A 25,076-nucleotide genomic window follows, 5' to 3' on the forward strand; every position below is an offset into this window, starting at 1 on the left:
TAATTTTTTTTGCTTTTCACGAGCGAGGTCGGGGGATTGAATTTGTTTGTGTGTGAGGTCAAACCCTAGAGGAAAAACATACATTATTTACTCTAATTTTACCAGAAAGACTTGGCTTAAAGCCTCTCCCTTGTAGGGATAAAATAAAATTAGAGTATTCATTACTCCAATCTTCTTCATTCCAGGTAGAGGTAGCTGTCAACTGTCAACTGTCAACTGTCAACTATCAACTGTCAACTGTCAACTAAACTTTCTAGTTGCTATCTTGTCCTGACAAAACTGGACGAATAGCAAACATCAGAGGTCTAGTCTCGAAGTTTTGGAATCGAACTTCTAAGGCATAAATCTTATCCGGTTGCGGATCGAACAACTCCACACTTAAATGCCCGGAATTCGGACGATGTGCAGTTGCTTCGGCATCTCCTCCCTTGAGTTCCAAACTTCCTCCCCCAGGAAATTCGCATTCAACTCTTAAACACGGCCTTGGTGGTTCTGTATTGCGGTTGGACAGGTATTGAGCTTGCAGAGTCAGCGAACCCAAAGCTGTCAACCATTCTCGGGAAACCGGCGGCTGATTTACAGGACAATCCAAAGTTAGAGAGTCAATGATTTCTCGGGCGGCCAACAGCGACATGAGCATTTGTTGATCGGTAGTTGCCACTTCGTAATTCGGTAAATCTTCTACTTCTGAAGCTGTAATTCCTCTTGTCGCACCCAGAAGTACCATACCAGCTAATTCGTTAAGTTCCTGAGACTGGTCTGGAAACAAGCTATCTACAGCGCGGACTAACTTTGCTCCTTCCCGCAGTGACAACATTACCAATTCCTGACAAGGTTCTAGCAGTTGAGCAAAAACCCCTTGGGCGATCGGAATTGGCAGGCGACCCCATCTAATATTTTGTAGTTGGGGAGTCCAGATGTGTAGGGGGGGAACCCATTGGGGGGCTACATCGTCTGGGTAGTCGTGGTCGTAACTTTTAATTTCTGTTTCCCAGGGGAACAGAGGCGGGTTGGATTCGATTTCGGCTCTAAGCCTTTCTTTTAACAAGGTCTGAAAACGGTCTTGCACGGTCGGTATATCTCCAATAGTCAGCGGTTGTGCGGGTGCATTGCTGTGCCCCCTCACTTGATAATCCAGCGGGTCTGGTTCGTCCCATTCCCAGTATTCCACCCCAGAATTGTCTTCGTTGCCCCACTCTTCTGAAGAAGGGGGCAGATTGAAGTTCTCCTCATCTTCGCTAGAGGCATTCTCGATCGGCGCCTGCAATACCCAGTCTAAGAAATGGCGCTCGAAAGCCTCTGCATCCCTGTTCGTTTCGTTATTCATCACTAGATGCCCCTTCTCCGGAATCTGAACGATTTCGTAATTCCCAGGCAAGTTCGAGTAATTTAAACCACCGTTTCTGTACCTGGGCTACCGTGCTGCCGAGGGTTTGCGCGATCGCTGACTCCGACAGACCCTGTTGCTTCAACTTTAACAAACGCTGCCCCTCTGGCCCGATTTGGTCGCCAAATATCTGCCACTGGGAAGGCAGCAAACCCAGATTTTTATCTAAGTCTGCTTCCAGCCACTGGTGAACCAGTTCCCAGCGGTGCGACATGGCAAACCTGAGCAAATGGTACTTAAAGCGTTGCTGCAAATAGTCTCTTTGACGGGGAGTTATGTTTAGAAGCGACTCTATTTCATTAGTCGGCAAGTCTTGCAAGCGCAATATGAAATAATCAGCGCATTCTTGTTGGTTGCGCTCTTTCAAATACGCCACTAATTCATCAATCACATTTTGCCGCAGAGATTCTGACTCTTCGCCTTGAGGGCGAATTGCCGAGGAACCCTGTCCTGCCATCGCTTCCCGCACCGAGTGCACCGACGTGTCGTTCCAAGTTTGGTCGGAATCTGAAGCCCCTCCATCGGCGGCTTGTTCCATATCCACGGAGGTTTCTTTGGGTTGCTGCTGGGAAAAAGTTTGGGCCCGCAAAATAATTAGTTGCTGGCTCCGGTTGCGAGGCAAGGGAATGCGTCGCTTGCCAAAACGCTCTACAAAGGCCATGTACTCTGCTAGTTCTAAGCGAGTGCGAGGACTGTAGGTAGGTGGCAGTTCGGTTTCCCGCCGGAATGCCTTTAAAGCTTCCAGATAAAATCCTTGCAAGAAATCTTTGATCAGTTCTACTCGCGCCTGATAGCTAGACTGCACCTGTGGAGGGGTGATGTAGCGATAGACGATCGCGCTGAGGGTACTGTGCAATTCTACTCGCCCGGGCCCGGAGCCTAAAGTGTAATAGTGGAGGCATTGTTGCAAGCGGTGCTGAGCTAGACTCTGGGCTGAACCCTCTATGTCTCCCGAGTTTTGAATTCTCTGACTTTCTGTGCATATCCTGTTGACTTCTGCTGCGAGTCGCCCTGCTACATCTTGGCAATTCTGCTCAGACGCGCGAGTGGACTTTTTGAGTTCGTCTAACAGCAGTTGAAATATGGTTTCCACGCTCTGGCAGATTTCCCGCATGATTGTTTACAGCTCACATTGAAATTAGCACAGTTATGTAGCAGTATGGAGATTTTTTTTCTACCGCTACTTGCTCCGGTATTTCCGGCACAGGACAAACTGCAATGTCCTCGATCTCCTGTTCTACAAAAATACTGACGACTGCTTTTTTTGATGTGTCCCGGATGTACTATCCGCCACCAACCAGGTTTAACCAGGGGGTTTTGGTTGTGAACACGAGATAATTTTTAGGATAAACCGTTTTTTTTATTCCCTCAGTATAAATTTTGCATCAGCCACCGACACCCGGAGCAATTAAATCGAGCATGAGGCACGATAGTTTTAGACTTGAAGGGTAAAGCGTGAATTGGTCTAAAAAATGCAGAATTTTTGCTAAAAAAGGCTATATTTGGGTATATGTTTCATATTTATTAATCAAATTTATGGGACTTCAGATTTCGCATTTTAGCTTAATATGGGGCAGTGCTAGGTATCACATACTTGCACCTGCACCTGTTACCCTGACATTCTTAAACTCAAATCTCAAATTAACTGACTGATGGATTTAGATCTACAGATTCAAGCACTAATCGAGCAAGCTCCACCTGACGGTTCGACGCCACAAATCTTAGAGGCGATCGCCCCGGCGCTGGTTTTAATTGCCCAACAGCTACAACACCTCGAATACTCGATCCTGCAATCGGTAGACGAAAGTTGGGCGATCGTGGTTTTGAGCAATCTCAAGCAACCGGGACAGGAGAAGAAGGTGATTTATGCTTTTCCCACTCTTAAAGATGCGTCCTCCGCTGCCGTGGCTGGGGGCGGGAGCGTCAAGCCCGTACAGTTGCCTGTCACTCACATTTTATTTCAGATGATTGCTCTTGAAGGTCTCGACAGTATTGTTTTTTTTGAAAATCCCGGCAATCAGGAAGTCGGGACGGAAATCCCTCGCCGACAAGTGCAAGACTTAATCAATGTTTACTTGCAACAGTATCGATCGGCTCCACCGCCAGATATTGCCTAAATATAGCCTTTCTCAAGGGAGCATCTCAGTTTTGCATTTAGATAGTGCGAGCGTCCCCGCTCGCGTATCGTATAATACGCGAGCGGGGACGCTCGCACTATAAGAAAAAAATGCTTTTTACAAAAATGAGATTCTCCCTTTCTCAATGGCAGTGAAGTATGTCAGGGAATCGGGAATCGGGAATCGGTAATAGGTAATCGGTAATATTTCATTGCTTGCGCTCTCGGGAACTCACTTAGGAATGAAAATTAAATAACTTCCACAAGTTTTATGCTTCTTCTGGCCCATCCCACAAATATGTGTAAATTATTTAATTCGCCATCCTTAAGAAGCGCGATAATTAAATTTCTGATGAATTGGTAATAGGAAATTCCCCATTACCAACTCCCCATTACCAATTCCCCTACCGTGCAACTTTTTAACCTCTAATACAGCCGGCTCAAAACGTAATCTGCTAAATCAATCAAGGCTTGACGGGATTCTGAATGGGGCAGCGCAGCTAAGTATTCGACAGCTTTCTGTGCGTGATTTGTTGCTAGTTCTCGCGATCGCTCTATACCTTGAGAATCTGCTACCAGCGCCAGAGCCTGCTCTAGATCTCCTTCTTGGGCGAACTCGCGTTCTATTAGAACTTCCAAATAAGGCTTTTCTTCTAGGGCAAATAGTGCTGGTGCTGTCAAATTACCACTAATCAGATCCGAGCCTGCGGGTTTCCCCAAAGTTTCCGTTGAAGCAGTGAAATCCAATATATCATCTACTATTTGGAATGCTAAACCAATGTTGCGACCGTAGTTGTACAAATCGTCTGCTATTTCTGCTGAAACCTCGCTCAAACAGCCCGCTGCTTTAGAACTGTTGGCAATTAAAGACGCTGTTTTGTAATAACTTTTTTCTAAGTACGCTTCGATCGACAAACTGGTGTCAAATCCATTTAGTCCCTGTTGAATTTCGCCCTCAGCTAAATCCATAATCACTTCTGAAAGCAGTTTGACTACTGGCAGGTTGTCCAGATTTGCCAAGTGCCACGAAGATTGAGCAAACAGAAAATCTCCCGCCAATACTGCCACTCGGTTGTTAAACCGACTGTGTACTGTCGGTACTCCCCGCCGCAGATCCGACTCGTCCACCACGTCGTCGTGGACTAGACTGGCTGTGTGGATCATTTCTGTGATTTCCGCGAGGCGGCGGTGTTTTTCGGTGATTTCCCGATCGGGCATCGTCGCCTTGGCCATCAACAAGACTATTGCGGGTCTCACCCGTTTTCCCTTTGTGCCGAATAAGTATTCTGCAGCCGCGTACAAGATGGGATGACGGGCACCCACTAACTGTTTTAAGTTTTCTGTCAACAGTCGCAGGTCTTCTTCAACCGAGGAAAATAGGAGAGTGCTAGAGATCATGGATACGCCGACTCAAGCCGTAAAGTAACAAAATTTTACATATCATATCTTTATTTTAAGACAATTCTCTGCAATAGGGAACAAAAATCTAGGCGATCGGCAGTTATTTGTGGTCTGTCGCCAGCGAGGACTCGCCCAACTGCCAGAGGCGAGTAGCCTGCTGCCAGAGGGGTTGCTCCTATTGTATCGAATTGTTAAGCACACTGCCAAAAAATAACTAAATCCCAGAAACGCTGTGTTATTATAGGTATTAAGGATTTAAACAATTCTATACATTAAGTACAGGCTGTAATTGAGCCTGGCTGGCAGGTAGCTTTCAGATGCCTGTAAGAGTTTCGTAGAGCCAGCCTTGTTAGTCGATCGCAGCGAAAATTTCTGGGACAGATTTTTAGTTTCTTGTGGCTAAAAATTTTCAGGAGTTAAGACTAGCGCATGAGATGTGCACGGTAGCTCAAAGCAGCTAAAGTGGATGGTTTTACGCTGTTCAAGCATCTGTAAAGCAGTAAATCATTATTGACCTCGCCCAAAAACGGGTAGAAGCCACGACAATTGTCGTGGGTAGCCCAAAATTTTAGATCTTAGTTGAAGCTCCCAGATTTATCTGCCGAGTAAATCTAAAATCGAAAAATGGAAAATCTCAAATCGACTCACCGGGAACGCCTAAGTTTTTCGGCAAGCCTGATATGGAAAAGTAGCCTTCAGAACCAAGGCATAGTCTTGCGTGCTGAATTAATGTAGTAGGTCTTGAACTTGTCCCGTCCTCCTCCTCGTCCTTGACTTTTGGTTCTAATTATGATTTATCGCGATATTCCTCTAATTATTCCCATTCTAGCCGCCGGTTATGTAATGACTATTTATATAGTGCTGATGTTGGCCGAACGTAGCTCTAAAATAACTCGATTGGGCGAGTAGTGCAACGCTTGGCAGCCGAATCCGGCCTCGCCCGCCATGGACTACTCGCTCAGAATTCCGAATATTCCATAATAACCCTGCCTTGAATGCTTGCACACAAAGGCAGGGTTATTTGATTTTAGATTTTAGATTGAAGATTTTAGATTGAGGATTTTAGATTGAGGATTTGCGATCGATCGAGCTCGTGGTTGAGAGCTTACAGGCAAGTCTGAGAATATTTGTGGTGGTAGCGATTAACACATATCAGTGGCTACACTAGGATAAACGCTGCTGCTCTCTAAGATTCTGCGGTTATGCTCCACTTTCCAGGCTACAAAATTTTCAGGAAAATCTATGAAAGCGATCGATCTCTAGTTTACCGGGGCGTGCGATCGACCGACAGCCAGCACGTAATCTTCAAGATACTCAAGCAAGACTACCCCACTCCGGCTGCACTCGCCCGTCACAAACAAGAATATGACATCATCCGCAGCTTAAATCACCCAGGAGTCATCCGAGCTTACAGCTTAGAACAGTACGATCGCACTTTGGCGATCGTACTCGAAGACTTCGGAGGAGAATCTCTCAAAAGGTTGATGCACTCTCGCCCCTTTACTCTATCCGAATCTCTGAGCTTCGCCATTCAAATAGCCGACATTTTGGGCGACATTCACAGCGCCAACATCATACACAAAGATATCAACCCTGCCAACATAGTTTTCAATCCCAGCACCAACCAACTCAAAATCATTGACTTTGGGATAGCCAGCGTCTTCGCGCCCGACAAATTAACCGAACAACCCACCCTCAAGCATCCCCATATTCTAGAAGGCACTCTCGCCTATATCTCTCCAGAACAAACTGGCAGAATGAACCGCAGCCTAGATTATCGCACCGACTATTACTCTCTCGGCGCAACTCTCTATGAAATGCTGACGGGCCAACTGCCGTTTGAAACCAGGGTAGTGCCCTGAAGGAAAGGATCGGAGCAAGCTATAATTAGAGAAGTGTTTGCCATAGCGTGATATGACATTAGAAATTAATTGTTGCCCTAATTGTGGCTCAAAAGAAGTTAGTCGGAACGGTAAAACTCGGCATCAGCATCATAAACTTTCATTATAAATGCCGAGAATGTGGTCGTCAATTTGTTTTAAATCCGGCATGGAAACCTATTACAAAAGAACAAAAGGAATTAATGTCACGGATGCTACTTGAACGTATTTCTCAGGCGGGAATTGCTCGGGTACTACAAGTGTCAGAAGATACAGTGCAGCGATACGTTAATAGCCAAGCGGCTGCTGTTAAGAAGCAAGTGGAAGTGACTCCCAAGGAAAAAAAGCGCTTGAATGTTCAGATGGATGAGTTATGGTCATTCGTTGATAGTAAAGGAAATCAGCAGTGGGTCTGGCTGGCATTGGACGCCGAGACTAGGGAAATTGTTGGTGTACATATTGGAGATCGTAGCGCAGCATCGGCGAGCGCTTTATGGGATTCAATACCACCAGTGTACCGTCAATGTGCAGTAATTTATACCGACCACGTTTTGTGCTTATGATTCTGTATTACCCAGCAAACGTCATCACGCCGTGTAGATAAAGATAGTGGTTTGACTAGCTATATCGAGCGCTTCAACTGTACTATTCGACAACGAGTTTCTCGACTGGTAAGAAAGAGCTTAGCCTTCTCTAAAAAATTAGAAAATCATATTGCTGCAATTTGGCGGTTTGTCCATCATTACAATGCTAATTTACAACTCTAAATGCCTACTTTTCTTTGAATTCAGTTTTATTCGGTCGATCCTTTCCTTCAGGGGACTACCTGAAAATTCACCGCTTTCTGCCTTTTTCTACGCAGCTTGGGGCGTAGTTATGAACTACGAATCTCAAGACATTGAATCGGCAAATAAGTTAGGGGAATTGGCTTTAAACTTAGCATCAATGTTCAATGCAAAAAACCTCAAAGGGAAAATATTATATATAGTAGCAGCTTGTATCGCTCACAGCAAATATCATGTCAGGGAAACCCTGCCAATGTTCCGAGAAAGCTATCAAAGTGCACTCAAAAACGGAGATTTTGAGTTTGTCGCTTATTGTGCCAAACAAAAATCTCAATATGCTTATTTGGTAGGGCAAGAACTTACAAATCTAAAAGTCGAAATTGCTGAATCTAGCAACCTGCTGGCTCAACTCAAGCAATCAATCAACTTGCAGTGCAATCAAATATTTCATCAAGCGGTGCTTAACTTGCTGGGTGAAGCAGAGAATCCTTGCAATTTATCGGGGACAGCTTGCGAAGAAGAGCATCTGCTACCGTTGCTGGCGAAAGCGAACGATCGCACGGGAATACATTACTTTTATTTGCACAAGCTAATACTGTGTTATTTATTCGGGGATTTGTGCCAAGCACTGGAAAATGCAGGTAAATTTAGACAAGGTTTAATGGGAGGAACTGGTTTTTTAACTGTGCCGGTGTTTCATTTTTATGATTCTTTGGCTGCACTAGCTGCTTGTTCTGAGGCGGATGTATTGGAGAGAGATGCTGCTCGAAAGAGTAGGAGAAAACCAAAAGAAAATGCAGACATGGGCTGCACGCGCCCCCATGAATCACTTGCACAAATTTCATCTGGTTGAGGCTGAGAAATATCGGGTTTTGGGCGATAATTTTCAGGCAATGGAGGAGTACGATCGCGCGATTGGTTTGGCGAAGCAAAACGAATATCTTAACGAAGAAGCTCTCGCTAACGAACTTGCAGCTAAGTTCTATATCGGTTGGGGAAAAGAGAAGATTGCACGAGTTTATTTGGCTGATGCTCACTATGGTTACACTCACTGGGGAGCTCAAGCTAAAGTTGAGGATTTGGAAACACACTATCCCCAATTTTTAATCAGAATTCCAGTGTCAACTAGCATTGCCAGCGACAGCGCTACAGTTACTAATATTTCCAGCAGCCACGATTCGGGCCAAACTTTTGATTTGGCGGCAGTGATGAAAGCCTTTGCTGCGATCGCTAGCGAGATTGTGCTGGACAAGTTACTGGCGAAGTTGATGAGAATTATGCTGCAAAATGCGGGGGCAGAAAATGGTTTTTTGATTTTGGAAAGCCGAGGTAAGTTTTTGGTAGAAGCTTCGGGAAAATTAGATGGCGATCGCGTGGATGTTTTGCAGTCGGTTCCTGCTGAAAAGTGCCTGCCTGTTTCCATTATCAATTATGTCGCTCGGAGGAAAAGAAATGTTGTAGAAAGTGACGCAGCTAACAAAGGAAGATTTACGCGCGATCCGTATATTGTCAGACATAATTCTCAATCTATATTGTGCGCGCCCTTGCTGAATCAAGGTCAATTAATTGGGATGGTTTATTTAGAGAACAATCTCACTACGAGTGCTTTTACTGATGACAGGGTAGAGGTTTTGCAACTGTTATCGACGCAGGCTGCTGTTTCTATTGCTAACGCTAAACTTTACGCAGAAGTGCGGGAAAGTCAGAGCAAGTTGACGCAGTTTTTAGAAGCTTTACCTGTGGGAATAACGGTACATAATCCCCAGGGTAAGGTATCCTACATCAATGAAACTGGACAGCGGTTGCTGGATCGAATTTTGGCGCCGTCAGCTACAGGTGAAGAGTTGATATCAGCTTCTGAAATTTATATATCAGGAAAGGAAAGCCCCTGTTCTGAACAACAACTGCCGGCTTGGCGAGCTCTCAATGGCGAAAGTGCGATCGCCGATAATTTAGAAGTCCGCAGATCCGGGAAGATTGTGCCTTTGGAAATGCACTCGCAACCTATTTTTGACAACAAAAACAATATTGTCTATGCGATTACTGCTTTCAGCGATATCACCGATCGCAAACAAGCTGAGAAACTGGTAGCAGAGTACAACAGAACCTTGGAAATGCAAGTAGCCGATCGCACCAGAGAACTCTCGGAAGCCCTGCAACACCTGCAAGCAACGCAACGAGAGCTGATTCAATCGGAAAAAATGGCAGCATTGGAACAGCTAGTTGCTGGTGTGGCTCACGAAATCAATACTCCCCTGGGTGCGATTCGATCGTCTGTCGAGAATTTAGCCGATTTTTTCAATCAAAATCTGGCCCAAATCGCGGATTTTTTCCACAAAATGTCCCCAGAAGGTTACTCTGATTTATTGACGCTGCTCCCCAAATACCAGTCGCAGGCGATGCTCTTTTCCAACCGAGAAAAACGCCAGTTTAAAAGAGCTTTGATTCAGCAGCTATCAAACAATTCTGTGGCAAATTCAGAAACAGTAGCAGACACCTTAGTTGATATCGGCATTTACGACAATATCGAATCAATTTTGCCTTTGCTGCAAGACCCCACTAGCTCGGATATTTTACAGCAAGCCTATCAATTTACTGCTTTGCAAAGAAGTACGAATACTATTATCACAGCTACAGATAGAGCTGCAAAAGTAGTTTTTGCTTTAAAAGCATATTCTCGCTCTAACTCTACGGGAGAAAAGGTTATTGCTAATATTACTGAGGGAATTGAAACTATATTAACTCTTTATTATAACCAACTCAAACACGGAGTAGAAGTTGTGAGGAATTATCAAGATGGAGTGCCTGAATTGCTGTGCTATCCAGACGAACTCAATCAAGTTTGGACAAATCTGATTCACAACGCCCTGCAAGCAATGAACAATTGCGGAATTTTAACATTAGATGTCAGAGTAGAAAATCAGATCCTGTTGGTGGGCGTTACGGATAACGGCACAGGAATTCCCCCGGAAATTTTGCCGCGAATATTTGAACCCTTCTTTACCACAAAACCCGCCGGAGAAGGCAGCGGCTTGGGACTGGATATTGTTAAGAAAATTGTCGAAAAACATTCGGGTAAGATAGAAGTAACATCTGCGATCGGTCAAACGAGCTTTATCGTGTCAATTCCGATCGCCGTTTAGCGCTATTACAATAAAAATTAGGGAGCATCTCATTTTTGCTTTTATAGTGCTGTCCCGGCTCGCGTATTCTATAACTCGCGAGCCGGGACAGCACTCAAAGAAAAAAAATGTTTTTTACAAAACTGAGATGCTCCCCAAAATTATACCGAGGCGCGACCAAAAATACAACTTTAGACGGATGTCAGACTTCGATCGCGGTCAGGGTGCAGTCATTGTCAAAGCTCAAAGCTAAAATGGCATTAATTGCCGGTTCCACCTGCATCTCCCCCTTGATTTGCCCATGTCAATAACAGTTTCTGATAGCCAAAGCTTCTTAGAACAGGCGATCGACCGCAAACCGCCGGTACTGCCTCCAGATACACCCTTGAAAGTCGCGATCGCCGCCATGACTCAGGCGAGGGCTAGTTGCGTTTTAATCGCGTTTGAGCGGCAACTGATCGGAATTTTTACGGAGCGCGATGTTGTGAAAATAACTGCGAGCGAAATACCGCTAGCAGGGCTGATAATTGCTGAGGTAATGACTGAAAAGCCGATCGCGATTTCCCTTGATAAAGCGGGGAATATCTTCAGAATATTGAGTATATTGCGATCGGCAAAAATCCGTCACTTGCCCGTTACAGACAACAGCGGAAACTTGCTGGGCGCCATCACCGGAGAAAGCATCCGTCAAATCCTGAAACCGGGCGACTTGCTGCAAATGCGGCGCGCCGAAGAAATTATGACCGCAGAAGTAAGAATTGCCTCAACTAACACCTCAGTTTTAGAAGTGGCAAAACAGATGGCAACTGAGCGCAAAAGCTGCATAGTCATTTGCAATGAGTGCGACAACAAAAATCAGAAACCAGTGGGCATAATTACAGAACGGGACATTGTTAAATTCCAAGCTACCGGACTCGATTTCGCTGGCACTCGCGCCGCCGCCGCGATGAGTTTTCCCCTGATGCCGTTGCAGGCAAAAGCCACATTGTGGGAGGCTCACCAGTTCATGCAGGATCACCACATCCGGCGCTTGGTGGTGGTGGACGAGGGAGGATATTTAGCCGGAATTGTCACCCAAAGTAGCCTGCTGCACGCCTTAGATCCGGTAGAAATGCACGCGAATGTCGAGCTTTTGCAGGAAACAGTTGCCGAAAATATCCTGGAGTTAAAAAAAGTGAACGAACAATTGCAAAAAGAAGCGCTTCGCAGAACCGAAATAGAGGAACAGTTGCGGTTATTAAATGAAAATCTAGAAGAGCAAATTAAGCTGCGTACTTTAGAATTAATTAACACGAACAGTCAGTTAAAGAAGGAAATACAAGACCGCGCCACCGCTGAAGCTGAAGTCCGCCGCCTCAACACCGAACTGGAGCAGCGAGTTCGAGAACGCACGGTTCAACTAGGAGCCAGCAACCAAGAATTACAGCAAGAAATTAGCGATCGCAAATTGCTAGAAGAAAAATTACACTTTTCTGAAACCAAAGTTCGTGCAGTTTTTGAAGCGATGACAGACATCGTTCTCGTACTAAATATTCATGGCAACATAGAGGTTTTGCCGACTAATACGGCGGCAGTTTATGAGCCGGATTGCGATCTAGTCAGCCTGACGGTCGAACATTTTTTTGACGACGACAACCCCGATGATTGGTGGATGCTAGTTCAGCAAGTGTTAGAGACGCAACAAACCCTCAATTTCGACTACAGTTTAACAGTTGGCGATCGCGAAATTTGGTTTTCCGCCTGTATTTCTCTGTTCTCAAAAGATGCAGTGATTTGGGTTGCCCGCAACATCAGCGCCCGCAAACTAGCAGAGTCAGCGCTGTGCAAAAAAAATGTAGAATTAGCTCATACCCTAGAAGAACTGAAGCGCACTCAACAAGAGCTGATTCAATCAGAAAAAATGGCAGCCCTCGGACAGTTAATTGCCGGAGTTGCCCACGAAATCAATTCTCCTTTAGGGGCGATTCGCTCTTCGGTGCAGAACATCGCCGACTTCTGGGCCGAACAATTGCACCAGTTACCGATATTTTTCAAGCAACTATCCCCGGAACGGCAGCAGGATTTCTTTGCCCTGCTGTACAACTCAAGTAAGGAAACAGACAACTTATCTAGTAAAGAAAAACGTCAGTTGAAAAAACTTTTGCAGCGGCAATTAGAATCAGAAAAAATTGACGACGCTGACAGCCTTGCTTGTACCTTGTTAGATATTGGTATTTGCAATAATTTAGAACGTTTTTTACCTTTGTTGAAAGACAGCGCAAGTCCAAATATTTTACAAACCGCTTACGAATTTGCTACGGTACAAAAAAGCACTAAAAATATTGTTACTGCGACAGATAGGGCAGCCAAAATTGTTTTTGCCTTGAAAAGCTATTCTCGTTACGACCAGTCGGGTTCCAAGGCGATCGCCAATATTACCGACGGGATTGATACTGTTTTAACGCTTTACCACTACCAAATCAAACATGGTGTGGAAGTCGTCAGGAATTATGTTAATGATTTACCCTCTATGCTATGCTATCCTGATGAACTAAATCAAGTTTGGACAAATTTGCTTCATAATGCTTTACAAGCGATGGGCAACAAAGGACTGTTAAAAATTGAGGTCAAACACCAAGATAACGCAATATCAGTCAGTATTACCGACAGCGGCCCCGGCATTCCTCCAGAGATTATGCCTAGAATTTTTGAGCCATTTTTCACTACTAAACCTCCTGGAGAAGGCAGCGGCTTGGGATTGGATATCGTTCATAAAATCATTAAAAAACACCAAGGTAAACTGCAAGTAGAAAGCGTGCCTGGTCAAACCAAATTTACTGTATCCTTGCCTATCGAAATCACTGAGACCAATAATTAAAATTTGGCTCAATCTGCCCGTTAATTTTAAAATCAAAAAAGAGTAAAATTTTATGCCAAAACCAGTAATTTTGTGTGTTGACGATGAAGTTGTAATCTTAAACAGTTTGAAGATTCAACTGAAAAAAGAATTTGGTGATGATTACCTCTATGAAGTAGCAGAAAATGCCGATGAAGCTCTCGAAATTATTGAGGAAATTCAAGGAGAAGAGGAAAGCGATATTTTGGTCATAGTATCTGACTGGTTGATGCCGGGTCTTAAAGGAGATGAATTTTTGATCCGGGTTCACCAAAAATATCCCAATATTGTGAAAGTTATGCTGACCGGGCAAGCTGATGAAATAGCAATACAACGGGTGAAAGAGCAGGCAAACTTGCACCGCTGTTTGTACAAGCCGTGGGACGGTCAAGAATTAGTAGAAACTATAAAATCTGGTTTAGCAAAAATATGAACAATAAACCTGTGATTATTTGCGTGGATGACGAACCGATCATCCTTGAAAGTTTGAAGATTGAGTTAAAAAAAGCCTTGGGAGAAGAACATTTATTAGAAACAGCCGAAGGCGGCGAAGAGGCTTTAGAGTTGATAGATGAATTGCTGGAAGAGGGTTGCGAAATCGTGGCTGTGATTTCCGACTACCTGATGCCCAATATCAAAGGGGACGAATTACTGAAGCAGATTCACATAATTTCACCAAAAACCATCAAAATCATGCTGACGGGGCAAGCAGACCTCGAAGCTGTGGCGAATACTATTAAATATGCTAAATTGTACCGCTACATATCTAAGCCTTGGCAGTCAGAAGATTTGAAGTTGACCTTAAAAGAAGCGGTCAACAGCTATTTTATGGAGAAGCAATTAGGGGAACAAAATGCTCAACTCCAAAAGCTGAATCAAGAATTGGAAACTTTAGTTGAGGAGCGGACTGCACAACTGAGCTTGTCTGAGGAAAAGTTTGCTAAAGCTTTTCGTTCTTCTCCCAACCCGATTACTATTGCCAGACTTAAAGACGGTCGTTATTTAGAAGTCAATGAGGCTTTTTGTCAGACAATTGGTTATTCGATAGCAGAAATTATCGATCGCACGGCGCTTGATTTGAATCTTTGGGAAAGTACACAAGCCCGCGCCAAGTTGTTTGCAATGTTAGACGAACAAAAAATTGTTCGTAACTACGAATTTGATTGGCGCACTAAAACTGGGGAACTCAGAACCGGGCTGGTGTCTGCTGAAATCATTGACATTCACGGCGAAACCTGCGTGATTTCGGTGATTCAAGATATTAGCGATCGCAAATTGGCAGAAGAAAAACTCCGGGCTCTAGCTGCATCTTTAGCCGCAGCGCAGAGAATCGCCCGCGTCGGCAATTGGGAATGCGATTTTTCTGCCAATACAACTACTTGGTCGGAAGAATTATCTCATATTTTCGATCTCGATGCAACCGAGGCTGCGCCAACACTAAGTGAATTTGCACAATACGTGCATCCGGACGATCGCCAAAAATGGCAAACAACGATCGACGCTGCTATTGCTAGCGGCAAATCCTACAGTTTGGAATATCGCATCCTGCGCCCGGAATCGACAATTGCTGCGGATACTTGCCCGTCACAGACAAGTGAAGGCGGCTCGATCCGCTACATCGAATCCAGAGGAGAAGTAGTTGTCAACAAACAAGGGCAAGTGACTAAACTCTTCACAACTTTGATGGACATTACTGCCCGCAAACTGGCGGAAATAGCATTAGCAGAAAGCGAAGAAAAATACCGTCATTTAGTTGAAACTTCCCAAGATATTATCTGGTCTTGCGATGCCCAAGGACACCTGACTTTTGTCAACCAAGCTGTCAAACAAATCTACGGTTATGACCCGGAAGAAATGCTCGGCTATTCTTTTAGCGATTTCTTAGCACCAGCACAGATAGACCGGAACCGAGAACTTCAGCAGCGCTTGCTGACGGGAGATGCTGTGTTTCAGTACGAAAGTATAGTATTAGGGAAAGACGGCAGGCAGATAGATGTCAATACAAAGGCGATCGCGCGATTGGATGCAGCAGGAAATATCACCGGCACCACAGGCACTGCCAGCGATATTACTGAGCGCAAACAAGCAGAAATATCGCTGCAAAAAGCCAAAGAAGAAGCCGACAGAGCGAACAGGGCGAAAAGTGAATTTTTATCGAATATGAGCCACGAATTGCGAACTCCCCTCAACGCGATTCTCGGTTTCACTCAACTGCTGGCGCGCGACGCAGCCTTCGGTAGTGACCAACAGCAATATTTAGGAATTATTAGCCGCAGCGGGGAACATTTGCTCGATCTGATCAACAATATTCTGCAAATGTCAAAAATCGAAGTCGGGCTGGTGACACTCAATAACAGCACCTTCGACTTGCACAGAATGCTAGAAAATACTGAAGATATGCTGAAGCTGCAAGCCGAAAAAAAAGGGTTGCAGTTAATTTGTGATGCTGCGCCCAACCTCCCTCAATATGTAGAAACAGATGAAAGTAAGTTGCGTCAAGTATTAATTAATGTGGTGGGAAATGCGATCAAGTTTACGGCGGAAGGTGGTGTCAACTTGAGAATCAAACATGAGCTGTTGTCAAATAGAAATAACGAAGAGATTCCGCCGTTAGCGCAGCCCTCGAAGAGGATCGCAAATTGCTGCTTGCTCTTTGAAGTGGAAGACACGGGGGCGGGAATTTCTGCCCAAGAAATGGATAGTTTGTTTAAGCCTTTTGCTCAGACAGAAAGCGGGAAAAAAGCTCATGAAGGAACTGGTTTAGGCTTGCCGATCAGCAAACAGTTCGTTGAGTTAATGGGAGGAGAAATGACGGTGACAAGCAGCGTCGGTAACGGCAGCATTTTTAGATTTGATGTTAAAGTTTCGCTCCCTAATGAAGTGGAAATTCAGGTGGCTCAAACAACTCGTCGCGTTGTGGGCCTGGAACCCGGACAGCCGGAATACCGCATTTTAGCTGTGGACGATCGCCTGGAAAGCCGTTTGTTGCTGGTGAGAATGCTGTCATGTCTCGGTTTTACTGTGCGGCAGGCTGAAAATGGCGTTGAAGCTTTGTCCATGTGGTCGAGTTGGGAACCTCATTTGATTTGGATGGATATGCGGATGCCGGTGATGGATGGCTACGAAGCTACTAAACAGATTAAAGCGCATTTGAAGGGTCAAGCAACGGTGATTATTGCTCTGACGGCGAGTGCTTTTGATGAAGAGCGATCGGTGATTTTGTCTGCTGGGTGCGATGATTTTGTCGCGAAGCCTTTTCGGGAACAAGTCATTCTGGAAAAGATGGCTAAGTATCTGGGTGTCCGCTATGTTTACGATCGAGAAGCTTCGCTAAGTTCTGATGCTGTGGCTGGTGGTGACGTTTCGGCGCCGACTGTGACGGCTCCTTTGCCTGTTGCGCTGAATTCTTCATTTTTTGAAGCTATGCCTCCCCAATGGGTTGATGAGTTGTACGAGGCGGCGGATTCGGTTGATAACGAGGAGATTTTTCGGCTGCTGTTGTCGATTCCTCCTGTTGATGCTCCTTACCGCAGCGCGATCGCCGATTTGGCGAATAACTTCCGGTGCGATCGGATTATTGATTTGATTGAGGAATTTAGAAATGTTTGAGGGAAGAAGGAAGAAGTCATTAGTCATCAGTCATCAGTCATTAGTCATCAGTCATCAGGAAGAGGGGGGAAGGGAGAGGGGAGAGGAGAGGGGCGGGCTCAGGATTATTGATGGTTGAGGTCGATCGACTATTGCTAAACTTGCTCGTGGGCGATCGGCTAAACTATCTTTGATGATTATTTAAATCAGTATAAAGGTGGACGAAGAAACTGGGTTTTATAACGAAAATATCTCGTTATACCAGTTACACAAAAAAAGCAACTGCTTTGCCAGCACTCCCAACCCTGATGGAATCATTCATTCCCCATCTAAAATCGTATTACCAGAAAGAATTGGTTGAAAGCCCGCCCGCCTTCGAGGGAGAAATTAAAATCAGACTATTCATTACTCCAATCCTCTTCTTTATAGGTAGAGGTCGCTCTCAAACTGTCAACTGTCAAGCGGTCAACTGTCAACTGTTGAAGGCTCTCTATCTTGGTTGAAAAAACCGGTTTATCGTTTTTTTGTAGGTAAGTTCTGTAAATATAGAAGTAGTTGATGCTGGAGCGAGTGCTATAATGACGATTTAATCGGTTTTCATAATTTCAGCAATTATCAATTTAACAAAAAATACCATCGATGACCACCAATAAAACAGAAAATAATAAAGGCAACATATTAATTGTTGACGACACTCCCGAAAATTTGCAAGTTTTATCAGCAACGCTGTCGGATCGCGGCTACAAAGTCCGGGGCGTAATTAACGGCAAAATGGCAATCAGAGCAGCGCGTTCAGGTTCTCCAGACTTGATTTTGCTCGACATCAAAATGCCGGAAATGGACGGCTATGAAGTCTGCACGCAGCTCAAGCTCGATCCGAAAACATCAGAAATTCCAGTTATTTTTATTAGCGCTTTAGATGAAGTATTAGACAAAGTAACCGCCTTTAAAGTAGGAGGAGTAGATTTTATAACCAAACCGTTTCATGTAGCAGAAGTTTTAGCGAGAATCGAACATCAACTGACCATCCAAAGACTGAAAAAACAATTGATCGATCGCAATACCGAACTGCAACAAGAAATAATAGAACGCAAAAAAGCCGAAGAAGCCGCAGCCGCTGCATCCCTAGCAAAAAGTCAATTCGTTGCCAACATGAGCCACGAATTGCGGACTCCCCTGAACGCCATCCTGGGTTTTACCCAAGTCATGAGCCGCGACTCTTTACTCAGCCACGAAAATATTGAAAATCTCCGAATTATCAACCGCAGCGGTCAACATTTGCTGGAACTAATTAACGATGTTTTAGACTTGTCCAAAATAGAAGCCGGGATCATTGGCTTAGATGAACGCAGCTTTGACCTTTATCAACTCCTCGACACTCTCGAAGAGATGTTTCAAATCAAAGCTGAAACCAAAAATTTGCAACTAAGATTTTCCGTGCAGCCGAATGTTCCCCAATACATCAAAACTGATGAAAAAAAGCTGCGCGTATGTTTAATTAATTTGCTGGGAAATGCCCTAAAATTTACACCAAACTGCGGCAGTATTTGGCTGCGCGCTGTGCAAGCCAACCACCAGCCCGCAAAATCGGAGGTTTATCCTAATTCTACTTCGGACGATTGCTATTTTATTTTGTTTGAAGTTGAAGACACGGGAGTTGGCATAGCAACAGCAGAAATTGACAAGTTATTTGAGGCTTTCGTGCAAACAGAAGCTGGCAAACAAGCGGCTGACGGTACGGGATTGGGTTTGACAATCACTAAAAAATATGTAGAGATCATGGGCGGAGATATTGAGGTAGAAAGTGTTTTAGGTGAGGGAACCATTTTTAAATTTAATATCCGAGTATTTCCCGCTACTTCATCTGAAATAACAGTGGCGACATCGCAGCGGGCGATCGCACTACAACCAGATCAACCGATTTATCGGATTTTAGCAGTTGACGACAATCAAGAAAATCGGCTGCTGCTGGTGAAAATGCTGCAACCAATTGGTTTTGAAGTCCGAGAAGCGGAAAACGGCTTCCAAGCTCTTGAACTTTGGGAAAGTTGGCACCCTGATTTAATTTGGCTGGATACGCGAATGCCTGTAATGGACGGTTTTGAAGCCGTCAGACAAATTAGAGCTAAAGAGAAACCATCTGAGCGTCGAACTGTAATTATTGCTCTGACTGCTAGCACCTTTGAGGAAAAAAAAGGCGAAATTCTTGCCGCAGGTTGCGACGATTTTGTGCGGAAACCTTTTCAAGAGCAAATGCTCTTTGATAAGATCGCTTCTTACTTGGGAGTGCGCTATATCTATCAAGAATTGCCCGCGCTCCCTGTCGGGGCTTTACGGCGTTATTTTGTGAGCGAAAAACCAGATTCATTTTTCTCGCCGCTGCTCGCCCAGATGCCTCGAAGTTGGGTGCAGGAACTCTACGACGCAGTTAATGATGTTGATGAAGAGCTGGCGATTCAAATTGTCGATCGCATTTCGGAAACTCATCCAACGTTAGCTGAGGCTTTAAAAGATTTGCTGGCAGATTACCGACTCGATAGGATAATGGATTTAACTCAATCTATTTTAAAATAAATGGAGCATAGTGAAATTAAAGTATTGGTGGTTGACGACCAACCGAGCAATCTGCGGTTCTTATCCGAGCTGCTAACTGCCCAGGGGTATCAAGTTTGTCGAGCTATTTGCGGTAAACTGGCGTTGAAGGCTGCGATCGCCCATTGCCCCGATTTAATTTTGCTCGACATCAGAATGCCGGAAATGAACGGTTATGAAGTTTGTCGGAGACTGAAAGCTACACCGGAAACTGAACAAATTCCGGTAATTTTTTTAAGTGTATTAGATGAGATTAATGATAAATTACAAGCTTTTCGAGTGGGCGGCGCCGACTATATTCTCAAGCCATTTCAAGTAGAAGAAGTTTTAGCGCGCATCGACAAGCAAGTCTGCTTGCAAAAACTGCAACAGCAACTAAAAGAGCAAAACACTGAACTGCAACAGTCGCAGTCGCTGCTTGCTAGCGTCTTAAATAGTTCCTTAGACGGTGTGGTGGCTTATTCTGCCGTCCGCAACAGTCAGGGAAAGATTGTAGATTTCCTGTGGCTGTTAGTCAACCCTGCTGCCAACAATATTTCTGGTCGGCCATTAAATGCGATAGTTGGCAATCATTTGTTGGCAGAAATTCCCGAAATTCGCAATAATGGGTTATTTGATTTGTACGTTTCTGTCGTAGAAACCGGAGAAATTTTAGACCAAGAATTTTATTACGAACACAATTCAGAGACAAGTGCTTGGCTGCACATTGTCGCGGTCAAATTAAACGACGGTCTGGCAGTCACATTTCGCAATATCACCGATCGCAAACGAGGAGAAATTGCCCTGCGAGAAAGTGAAGAACGTTTCCGCGCGATATTTGAGCAAGCAGCAGTGGGCATCGCTAAAACTACACTTTCAGGTGAATTTTTGCGAGTAAATCCCGGCTTTTGCCAAATTGTCCGCTATGCAGAATCGGAATTGTTGCAGCTTGATTGGCAGGCAATTACTCACCCTGATGACATCGAAGCTGGCAGAGAATACGTGCGGTTGCTGTTATGCGGGGAAATTCAAACTTTTTCTCGGGAAAAGCGTTTGATCTGCAAAGATCGGGAAGTGCGCTGGGCGAATGTTACTGTTTCGGTAATGCGCGATGCTGAGGGAACCGCGCAATATTTGATTTGTGCGATCGAGGATGTTTCCGAGCGCAAGCTGGTACAAGAATTGCTGCAAGCAAGTTTAGAAACTCAAACCCGTTATGCTGAAGAACTGACTCGTTCTAATGCCGAATTAGAACAGTTTGCCTACGTGGCTTCTCACGATTTGCAAGCACCTTTGGGCACGATTGCAGGCTACGCTCAACTATTAGAACGGCGTTATCAAAACCAACTTGATGCCCAGGGGAATAAATTTGTCGGCAATATTGTTAATTCTTGCGTGCGGATGCAGGCGCTGATTGATGACTTGCTGGAGTATTCGCGAGTCGGTCGCAGTCAAAAACCTTTTGAGCTGATAAATTGCAATCAGGTTTTTGAGGATGCTTGCGCTAATTTGCAGTTGGCAATCCGCAAGCATCAAGCTACTGTAACTAGGGGCGATTTGCCAATGGTAAGAGGTGACTGTTTTCAACTGTTGCAACTGTTTCAAAATTTAATTGGCAATGCCATTAAATACCGTAGCAGCGAGGCGCCGGTGGTACAGGTGGGCGCTTCGCTTCAGGGGGATAACTGGGTGTTTGCGGTGCAGGACAACGGTATTGGCATTCCCGAACAGCACCATCCACGAATTTTTCAGATTTTTCAGCGCTTGCACACCCAAAAAGAGTATTCGGGAACAGGTATCGGTTTAGCGATTTGTCAGAGAATTGTCGATCGGCATGGCGGCCGGCTTTGGGTAGAATCATCACCTGGTCGAGGCTCGACTTTTTATTTTTCTGTTCCTGTTACACATTGAAATCAGCATTCTGCTTGGATCGGTGAGCAGTCATTTGCTTAAACTCTAAATATATTTATCATTTTTTTATACAAATACTCATAAATTTTAGCATATTCACTGATGACATCAAGCTAAAAATCATTCAGTATAAAGATATTAGCTCGCTCCCTATACAACTTAAAAATCAGCGGTGTGCGCCAGACTTGTCAGTTTGTTTCAACTGTATCCAGAGCACCTGGCTTTGGGATACAGTAGTTTTAGTAGGAATTTCCGGACAAGCATTTCTGATGTCTTTGCCGTTTGCCGGTTCTCCCAGAGACTGCCAAGTGAAACAAAGATTAGTGACAAACATTTGCGAATTATGCAAAACCGCCAATTGCTGCAACACAAATTCAGTGTTATGGGCCAGATTTGCCAGATCGTCGTGGCAACAGATGCTTTGCAGGCGATCGCAAACCGCTTCAAGTCCCGCTACCTCACAAAATCAGTTAGTCGTGAGGCCAAGCCGTGAATTATCCAAAGAAAAATGAAAAGAAAAAATTTACTATTTTAATAGCAAACGATGACGAGGACACGCGCTTTTTGGTGGAGGAAGCACTGCGAGAAGTTCGATTACCAATCAGAAGCGAATTTGTGGAAAATGGAGAACAAGTGCTAGACTATTTGTACCGTCGCCGTCAATATGCTGGTGGCAGCAATTGGCATCGACCAGACCTGATACTTTTGGATCTGAATATGCCGAGGCTTGACGGGCGAGAAGCACTAACTTCGATCAGATCTGACCCCCAGTTTCAACAAATTCCGGTGGTGATTCTCACAACGTCGCACCGCAGCGGAGATATCTTGCTTTGCTACCGCTTGGGTGCGAATTCTTTCATATCTAAACCAGTCACTTTTCAAGGATTGGTGGAAGTAATGAAGACTTTATGCCAGTATTGGTTTGAAATCGTTTCGCTCCCGCCTGCGGATCTGTAAGCTTTAATTGATGGCTAGATCGATAGTTTGAGTGTAAACTGAATTTGATAGACCGACATATTGGCTCGATCGCAAACGCAAATCAGTAGGTATGTACAAATAAACAGGCTGATGGGGAGGGTGGGTGAGAGCAGTGCTCCACTGCCGGCTAGAAAAAATCCGGGTTCAACCCGCCGCTAGAAGATATTATTGTTGTTTAGTGCCGATCGCCAGTATCGCTCTCAAAACAAGAAAGTTTCCTTAAACCCGCTCCAAACGCTATAGTTGTGTTAACACGTAACCAATGTCTGAAAATTTTGTTGGTTGAGGATGACCTCGCAGATGCAACGCTGATCGAAGATCTTTTAGGGTCATTCAGCGAGGCTGTGTTTCGCCTCCAAACTGTTACATCTCTGGAGAGGGGACTGGCGTGTCTGGAAGCAGAAAAGTTTGACGCCGTACTATTAGACTTGTCAGTGTCAGACGGCTTGGGGGGAAGCGAGGATCTCGCCGTTTTGAAAGCCCGATCGCCCACAGTGCCAGTTGTGGTGCTGACGGATAGCAATGATGAGAATACGGCGCTGTCGGTATTGCGATCGGGCGCTCAAGATTGTTTGGTAAAGGGAAGATTTCAGAGAACTCTGCTGGTGCGAGCAATCCATTACGCGATCGAACGCCAGCAAGTCGAAGAACAATTGCGACAGCAGGCGATCCGAGAGCGGCTGTTGGGACAAATGATCGAACATATTCGATCGTCAATAGACGCGGCAAGCATTCTTCAAAGTACCGTAGCAGAAGTGCGCCAATTTCTCAACACAGACCGGGTTTTAATTTATCGCTGTCAGGATTGGGCGTCTCAATTTGACGGGGAAGAGCAAAAAGGTGCGATCGTCGCAGGTGACGGTTTACCAGACGGTTATATTGAAAACCAAAATATTAATGCTGCTTTGGCAGTTTCATGCTTTTTCTTGCTCGAATCCCAGTCGGTACAAGCAATAGCAGATGTGAACGCGGCCGCATTGTCTGGGAGTTGCAAAGAATTGCTGGCAGATTGTGAAATTGCAGCAGTTTTAAGCGTGCCAATTTGGCAATCGGGCGACTGGGAAACGGCAAACCAAAGACTAGAAGGTAGTATTTGGGATGCAGAAAAAAATCAATATGCAGCCGAAAATTATCTCTCGCTGCCGGCTGTTGGCAAACCGCACGTGCAGGGAAAAAGTGCGCCGGATTTAGAGAGAGAAAATCGCAATAATTTGTGGGGAATGCTGACAGCATACAATTGCAGCGAGACGAGGGAATGGCAGCAGTGGGAAATAGATTTTTTACAGCACTTGGCGAATCAAGTGGCGATCGCGATCGAACAATCTCAACTTTACCGCCAGCTAGCAATAGCCAATCAAAAATTGCAGGAACTGGCCACTACTGACGGACTGACGGGCATTGCCAACCGCCGCCAGTTCGATCGCGTTTTGATGTTAGAGTGGCGCAGATTGGCAAGAGAGGAACTGCCAGTGTCTTTAATTATGTTTGACATCGACTTTTTTAAACTTTATAACGACTTTTACGGACACCTCGGCGGCGACGATTGTTTGCGCCAAGTTGCTAAGGCGATCGCCTCTTGTACCAAGCGGGCTGGGGATTTGCCTGCCCGCTACGGCGGCGAAGAATTTGCCATAGTGCTGCCCAACACCAGCGCCGAAGGGGCAAACATTGTCGCCCGGAAAATTTGCGATCGCATTGCCAGCTTGCAACTGCCCCACGCGCGATCGTCGATCGGCTCCTACGTTACCGTCAGTTGCGGAATTGCCACAGCGATTCCTTCTGCCCAGCAATCTCCCGACATCCTAATTCGCAGCGCTGACAGCGCCCTTTATCAAGCCAAAACCGAAGGCAAAAATCGTATTTGTCACGCCAGTAAGCCGGAATCTTCCCCAATTTTGATGTAATTGGGAATTAGGAATTGGCCAAACAGGGCATTGGCCAAACAGGGCATTGGGCATTGAGCATTGAGCATTGGGCATTGGTGGGAACTAACAACTGCCAACTAACAAATAATATCAAATCCGATTGCATCGTCCTGTATTCATCTCTATCTTCTTATATAACCCAATACTGTTCACTTAAGACAGATCCCCCCTAACCCCCCTTAAAAAACTATGCTTTATAAACATCTTTCTTAACAATAAATTTGACAAAAATCAACATCTGTGATGTTAAACGATCGGGCGATCGCCCAGGAATGAGATTAAAATGATCGATCAATAGGTAAGGGAAGAATTAGAAAAGACTCAATTGGGAGATGCAAGAAGAACAAATAGATTCATGAAAATTGTTTCTAACTTGAGTGATAAACCAACATCCACTGTACCTGAAGCTAGTGGTACATGGGCAGAAACTAAGGCTAATTACGATTTTTGGGATTCACCATATATCAAACCATCTCAGCTTAGGAAAGGACACGTAGATGCGACGGTTTCAAGAATTAAAAATCATCAAATTATCTT

Annotated in this window: 15 protein-coding genes and 2 pseudogenes; 13 read left to right on the top strand and 4 right to left on the bottom strand. The window is 44.8% G+C overall.

Annotated elements, in window-relative coordinates; all coding sequences use genetic code 11:
- Nucleotides 1-253: 253 nt before the first annotated feature.
- Together JGK36_RS12970 and hetZ are read right to left on the bottom strand one after the other, a co-directional pair.
- A complete protein-coding gene (locus JGK36_RS12970; protein ID WP_293181761.1) occupies nt 254-1,327 on the bottom strand; it encodes a hypothetical protein in 1,074 nt (357 codons plus the stop codon).
- Nucleotides 1,320-2,501 (bottom strand): heterocyst differentiation protein HetZ, encoded by a 1,182-nt coding sequence (gene hetZ / locus JGK36_RS12975; protein ID WP_293181759.1) that lies wholly within the window; start codon nt 2,499-2,501, stop codon nt 1,320-1,322. Before hetZ ends, JGK36_RS12970 begins: the two co-directional genes overlap by 8 nt.
- Nucleotides 2,502-3,039: 538 nt before the next feature.
- Between hetZ and JGK36_RS12980 the strand changes: the two genes are divergently transcribed.
- Nucleotides 3,040-3,504, top strand: coding sequence for a hypothetical protein (locus JGK36_RS12980; RefSeq protein ID WP_293197056.1), 465 nt, complete (start codon nt 3,040-3,042; stop codon nt 3,502-3,504).
- Nucleotides 3,505-3,929: 425 nt separating this feature from the next.
- On the opposite strand, the gene sds is transcribed toward JGK36_RS12980, so the two are convergent.
- A complete protein-coding gene (gene sds / locus JGK36_RS12985; RefSeq protein WP_293193419.1) occupies nt 3,930-4,901 on the bottom strand; it encodes a solanesyl diphosphate synthase in 972 nt (323 codons plus the stop codon).
- A gap of 1,205 nt (nt 4,902-6,106) precedes the next feature.
- Here sds and JGK36_RS12990 point away from each other — a divergent pair.
- The 9 genes and pseudogenes from JGK36_RS12990 to JGK36_RS13030 form a co-directional block, all read left to right on the top strand.
- A pseudogene (locus tag JGK36_RS12990) lies at nt 6,107-6,751 on the top strand (serine/threonine protein kinase); the annotation flags it as partial.
- Nucleotides 6,752-6,849: 98 nt separating this feature from the next.
- Nucleotides 6,850-7,500: pseudogene (locus tag JGK36_RS12995) on the top strand (IS1 family transposase); the annotation flags it as partial.
- A gap of 160 nt (nt 7,501-7,660) precedes the next feature.
- Complete coding sequence (locus JGK36_RS13000) at nt 7,661-8,422, top strand: hypothetical protein (protein WP_293193420.1); 762 nt, start codon at nt 7,661-7,663, stop codon at nt 8,420-8,422.
- A complete protein-coding gene (locus tag JGK36_RS13005; protein WP_293200957.1) occupies nt 8,391-10,712 on the top strand; it encodes an ATP-binding protein in 2,322 nt (773 codons plus the stop codon). Before JGK36_RS13000 ends, JGK36_RS13005 begins: the two co-directional genes overlap by 32 nt.
- Nucleotides 10,713-10,992: 280 nt before the next feature.
- Complete coding sequence (locus JGK36_RS13010) at nt 10,993-13,548, top strand: CBS domain-containing protein (RefSeq protein WP_293197054.1); 2,556 nt, start codon at nt 10,993-10,995, stop codon at nt 13,546-13,548.
- A gap of 52 nt (nt 13,549-13,600) precedes the next feature.
- Nucleotides 13,601-13,999, top strand: coding sequence for a response regulator (locus tag JGK36_RS13015; RefSeq protein WP_293186045.1), 399 nt, complete (start codon nt 13,601-13,603; stop codon nt 13,997-13,999).
- Nucleotides 13,996-17,175 carry a PAS domain S-box protein gene (locus JGK36_RS13020; RefSeq protein WP_293186047.1) on the top strand — a complete coding sequence of 1,060 codons (3,180 nt, stop codon included), beginning with the start codon at nt 13,996-13,998 and terminating at the stop codon, nt 17,173-17,175. The genes JGK36_RS13015 and JGK36_RS13020 overlap by 4 nt, the downstream gene beginning before the upstream one ends.
- Nucleotides 17,176-17,793: 618 nt before the next feature.
- Nucleotides 17,794-19,728 (top strand): response regulator, encoded by a 1,935-nt coding sequence (locus tag JGK36_RS13025; protein WP_293186050.1) that lies wholly within the window; start codon nt 17,794-17,796, stop codon nt 19,726-19,728.
- A complete protein-coding gene (locus JGK36_RS13030; RefSeq protein ID WP_293197053.1) occupies nt 19,729-21,636 on the top strand; it encodes an ATP-binding protein in 1,908 nt (635 codons plus the stop codon).
- Between the two features lie 166 nt (nt 21,637-21,802).
- Here the strand turns inward: JGK36_RS13030 and JGK36_RS13035 are convergent, their stop codons facing one another.
- A complete protein-coding gene (locus JGK36_RS13035) occupies nt 21,803-21,970 on the bottom strand; it encodes a hypothetical protein (RefSeq protein ID WP_293186052.1) in 168 nt (55 codons plus the stop codon).
- A 155-nt stretch (nt 21,971-22,125) separates the two neighbouring features.
- Between JGK36_RS13035 and JGK36_RS13040 the strand changes: the two genes are divergently transcribed.
- From JGK36_RS13040 to JGK36_RS13050, 3 genes are all read left to right on the top strand, one after another.
- Nucleotides 22,126-22,593 (top strand): response regulator, encoded by a 468-nt coding sequence (locus tag JGK36_RS13040; protein WP_293186054.1) that lies wholly within the window; start codon nt 22,126-22,128, stop codon nt 22,591-22,593.
- A gap of 266 nt (nt 22,594-22,859) precedes the next feature.
- Entirely contained in the window at nt 22,860-24,518 is a 1,659-nt protein-coding gene (locus JGK36_RS13045; protein ID WP_293197052.1) for a diguanylate cyclase, read from the top strand.
- Nucleotides 24,519-24,894: 376 nt separating this feature from the next.
- The coding region (locus JGK36_RS13050; protein WP_293197051.1) for a transposase DNA-binding-containing protein at nt 24,895-25,076 on the top strand (182 nt) is incomplete at its 3' end.

This window comes from Microcoleus sp. PH2017_35_SFW_U_B (genome assembly GCF_020737865.1).
Classification (GTDB): Bacteria; Cyanobacteriota; Cyanobacteriia; order Cyanobacteriales; family Microcoleaceae; genus Microcoleus.

Excerpts from the sequence above, each read along its gene's own strand:
- JGK36_RS12970 (WP_293181761.1), bottom strand. The coding sequence starts at position 1,327 with ATGAATAACGAAACGAACAGGGATGCAGAGGCTTTCGAGCGCCATTTC.
- hetZ (WP_293181759.1), bottom strand. The coding sequence starts at position 2,501 with ATGCGGGAAATCTGCCAGAGCGTGGAAACCATATTTCAACTGCTGTTA.
- JGK36_RS12980 (WP_293197056.1), top strand. The coding sequence starts at position 3,040 with ATGGATTTAGATCTACAGATTCAAGCACTAATCGAGCAAGCTCCACCT.
- sds (WP_293193419.1), bottom strand. The coding sequence starts at position 4,901 with ATGATCTCTAGCACTCTCCTATTTTCCTCGGTTGAAGAAGACCTGCGA.
- JGK36_RS13000 (WP_293193420.1), top strand. The coding sequence starts at position 7,661 with ATGAACTACGAATCTCAAGACATTGAATCGGCAAATAAGTTAGGGGAA.
- JGK36_RS13005 (WP_293200957.1), top strand. The coding sequence starts at position 8,391 with ATGAATCACTTGCACAAATTTCATCTGGTTGAGGCTGAGAAATATCGG.
- JGK36_RS13010 (WP_293197054.1), top strand. The coding sequence starts at position 10,993 with ATGTCAATAACAGTTTCTGATAGCCAAAGCTTCTTAGAACAGGCGATC.
- JGK36_RS13015 (WP_293186045.1), top strand. The coding sequence starts at position 13,601 with ATGCCAAAACCAGTAATTTTGTGTGTTGACGATGAAGTTGTAATCTTA.
- JGK36_RS13020 (WP_293186047.1), top strand. The coding sequence starts at position 13,996 with ATGAACAATAAACCTGTGATTATTTGCGTGGATGACGAACCGATCATC.
- JGK36_RS13025 (WP_293186050.1), top strand. The coding sequence starts at position 17,794 with ATGACCACCAATAAAACAGAAAATAATAAAGGCAACATATTAATTGTT.
- JGK36_RS13030 (WP_293197053.1), top strand. The coding sequence starts at position 19,729 with ATGGAGCATAGTGAAATTAAAGTATTGGTGGTTGACGACCAACCGAGC.
- JGK36_RS13035 (WP_293186052.1), bottom strand. The coding sequence starts at position 21,970 with ATGTTTGTCACTAATCTTTGTTTCACTTGGCAGTCTCTGGGAGAACCG.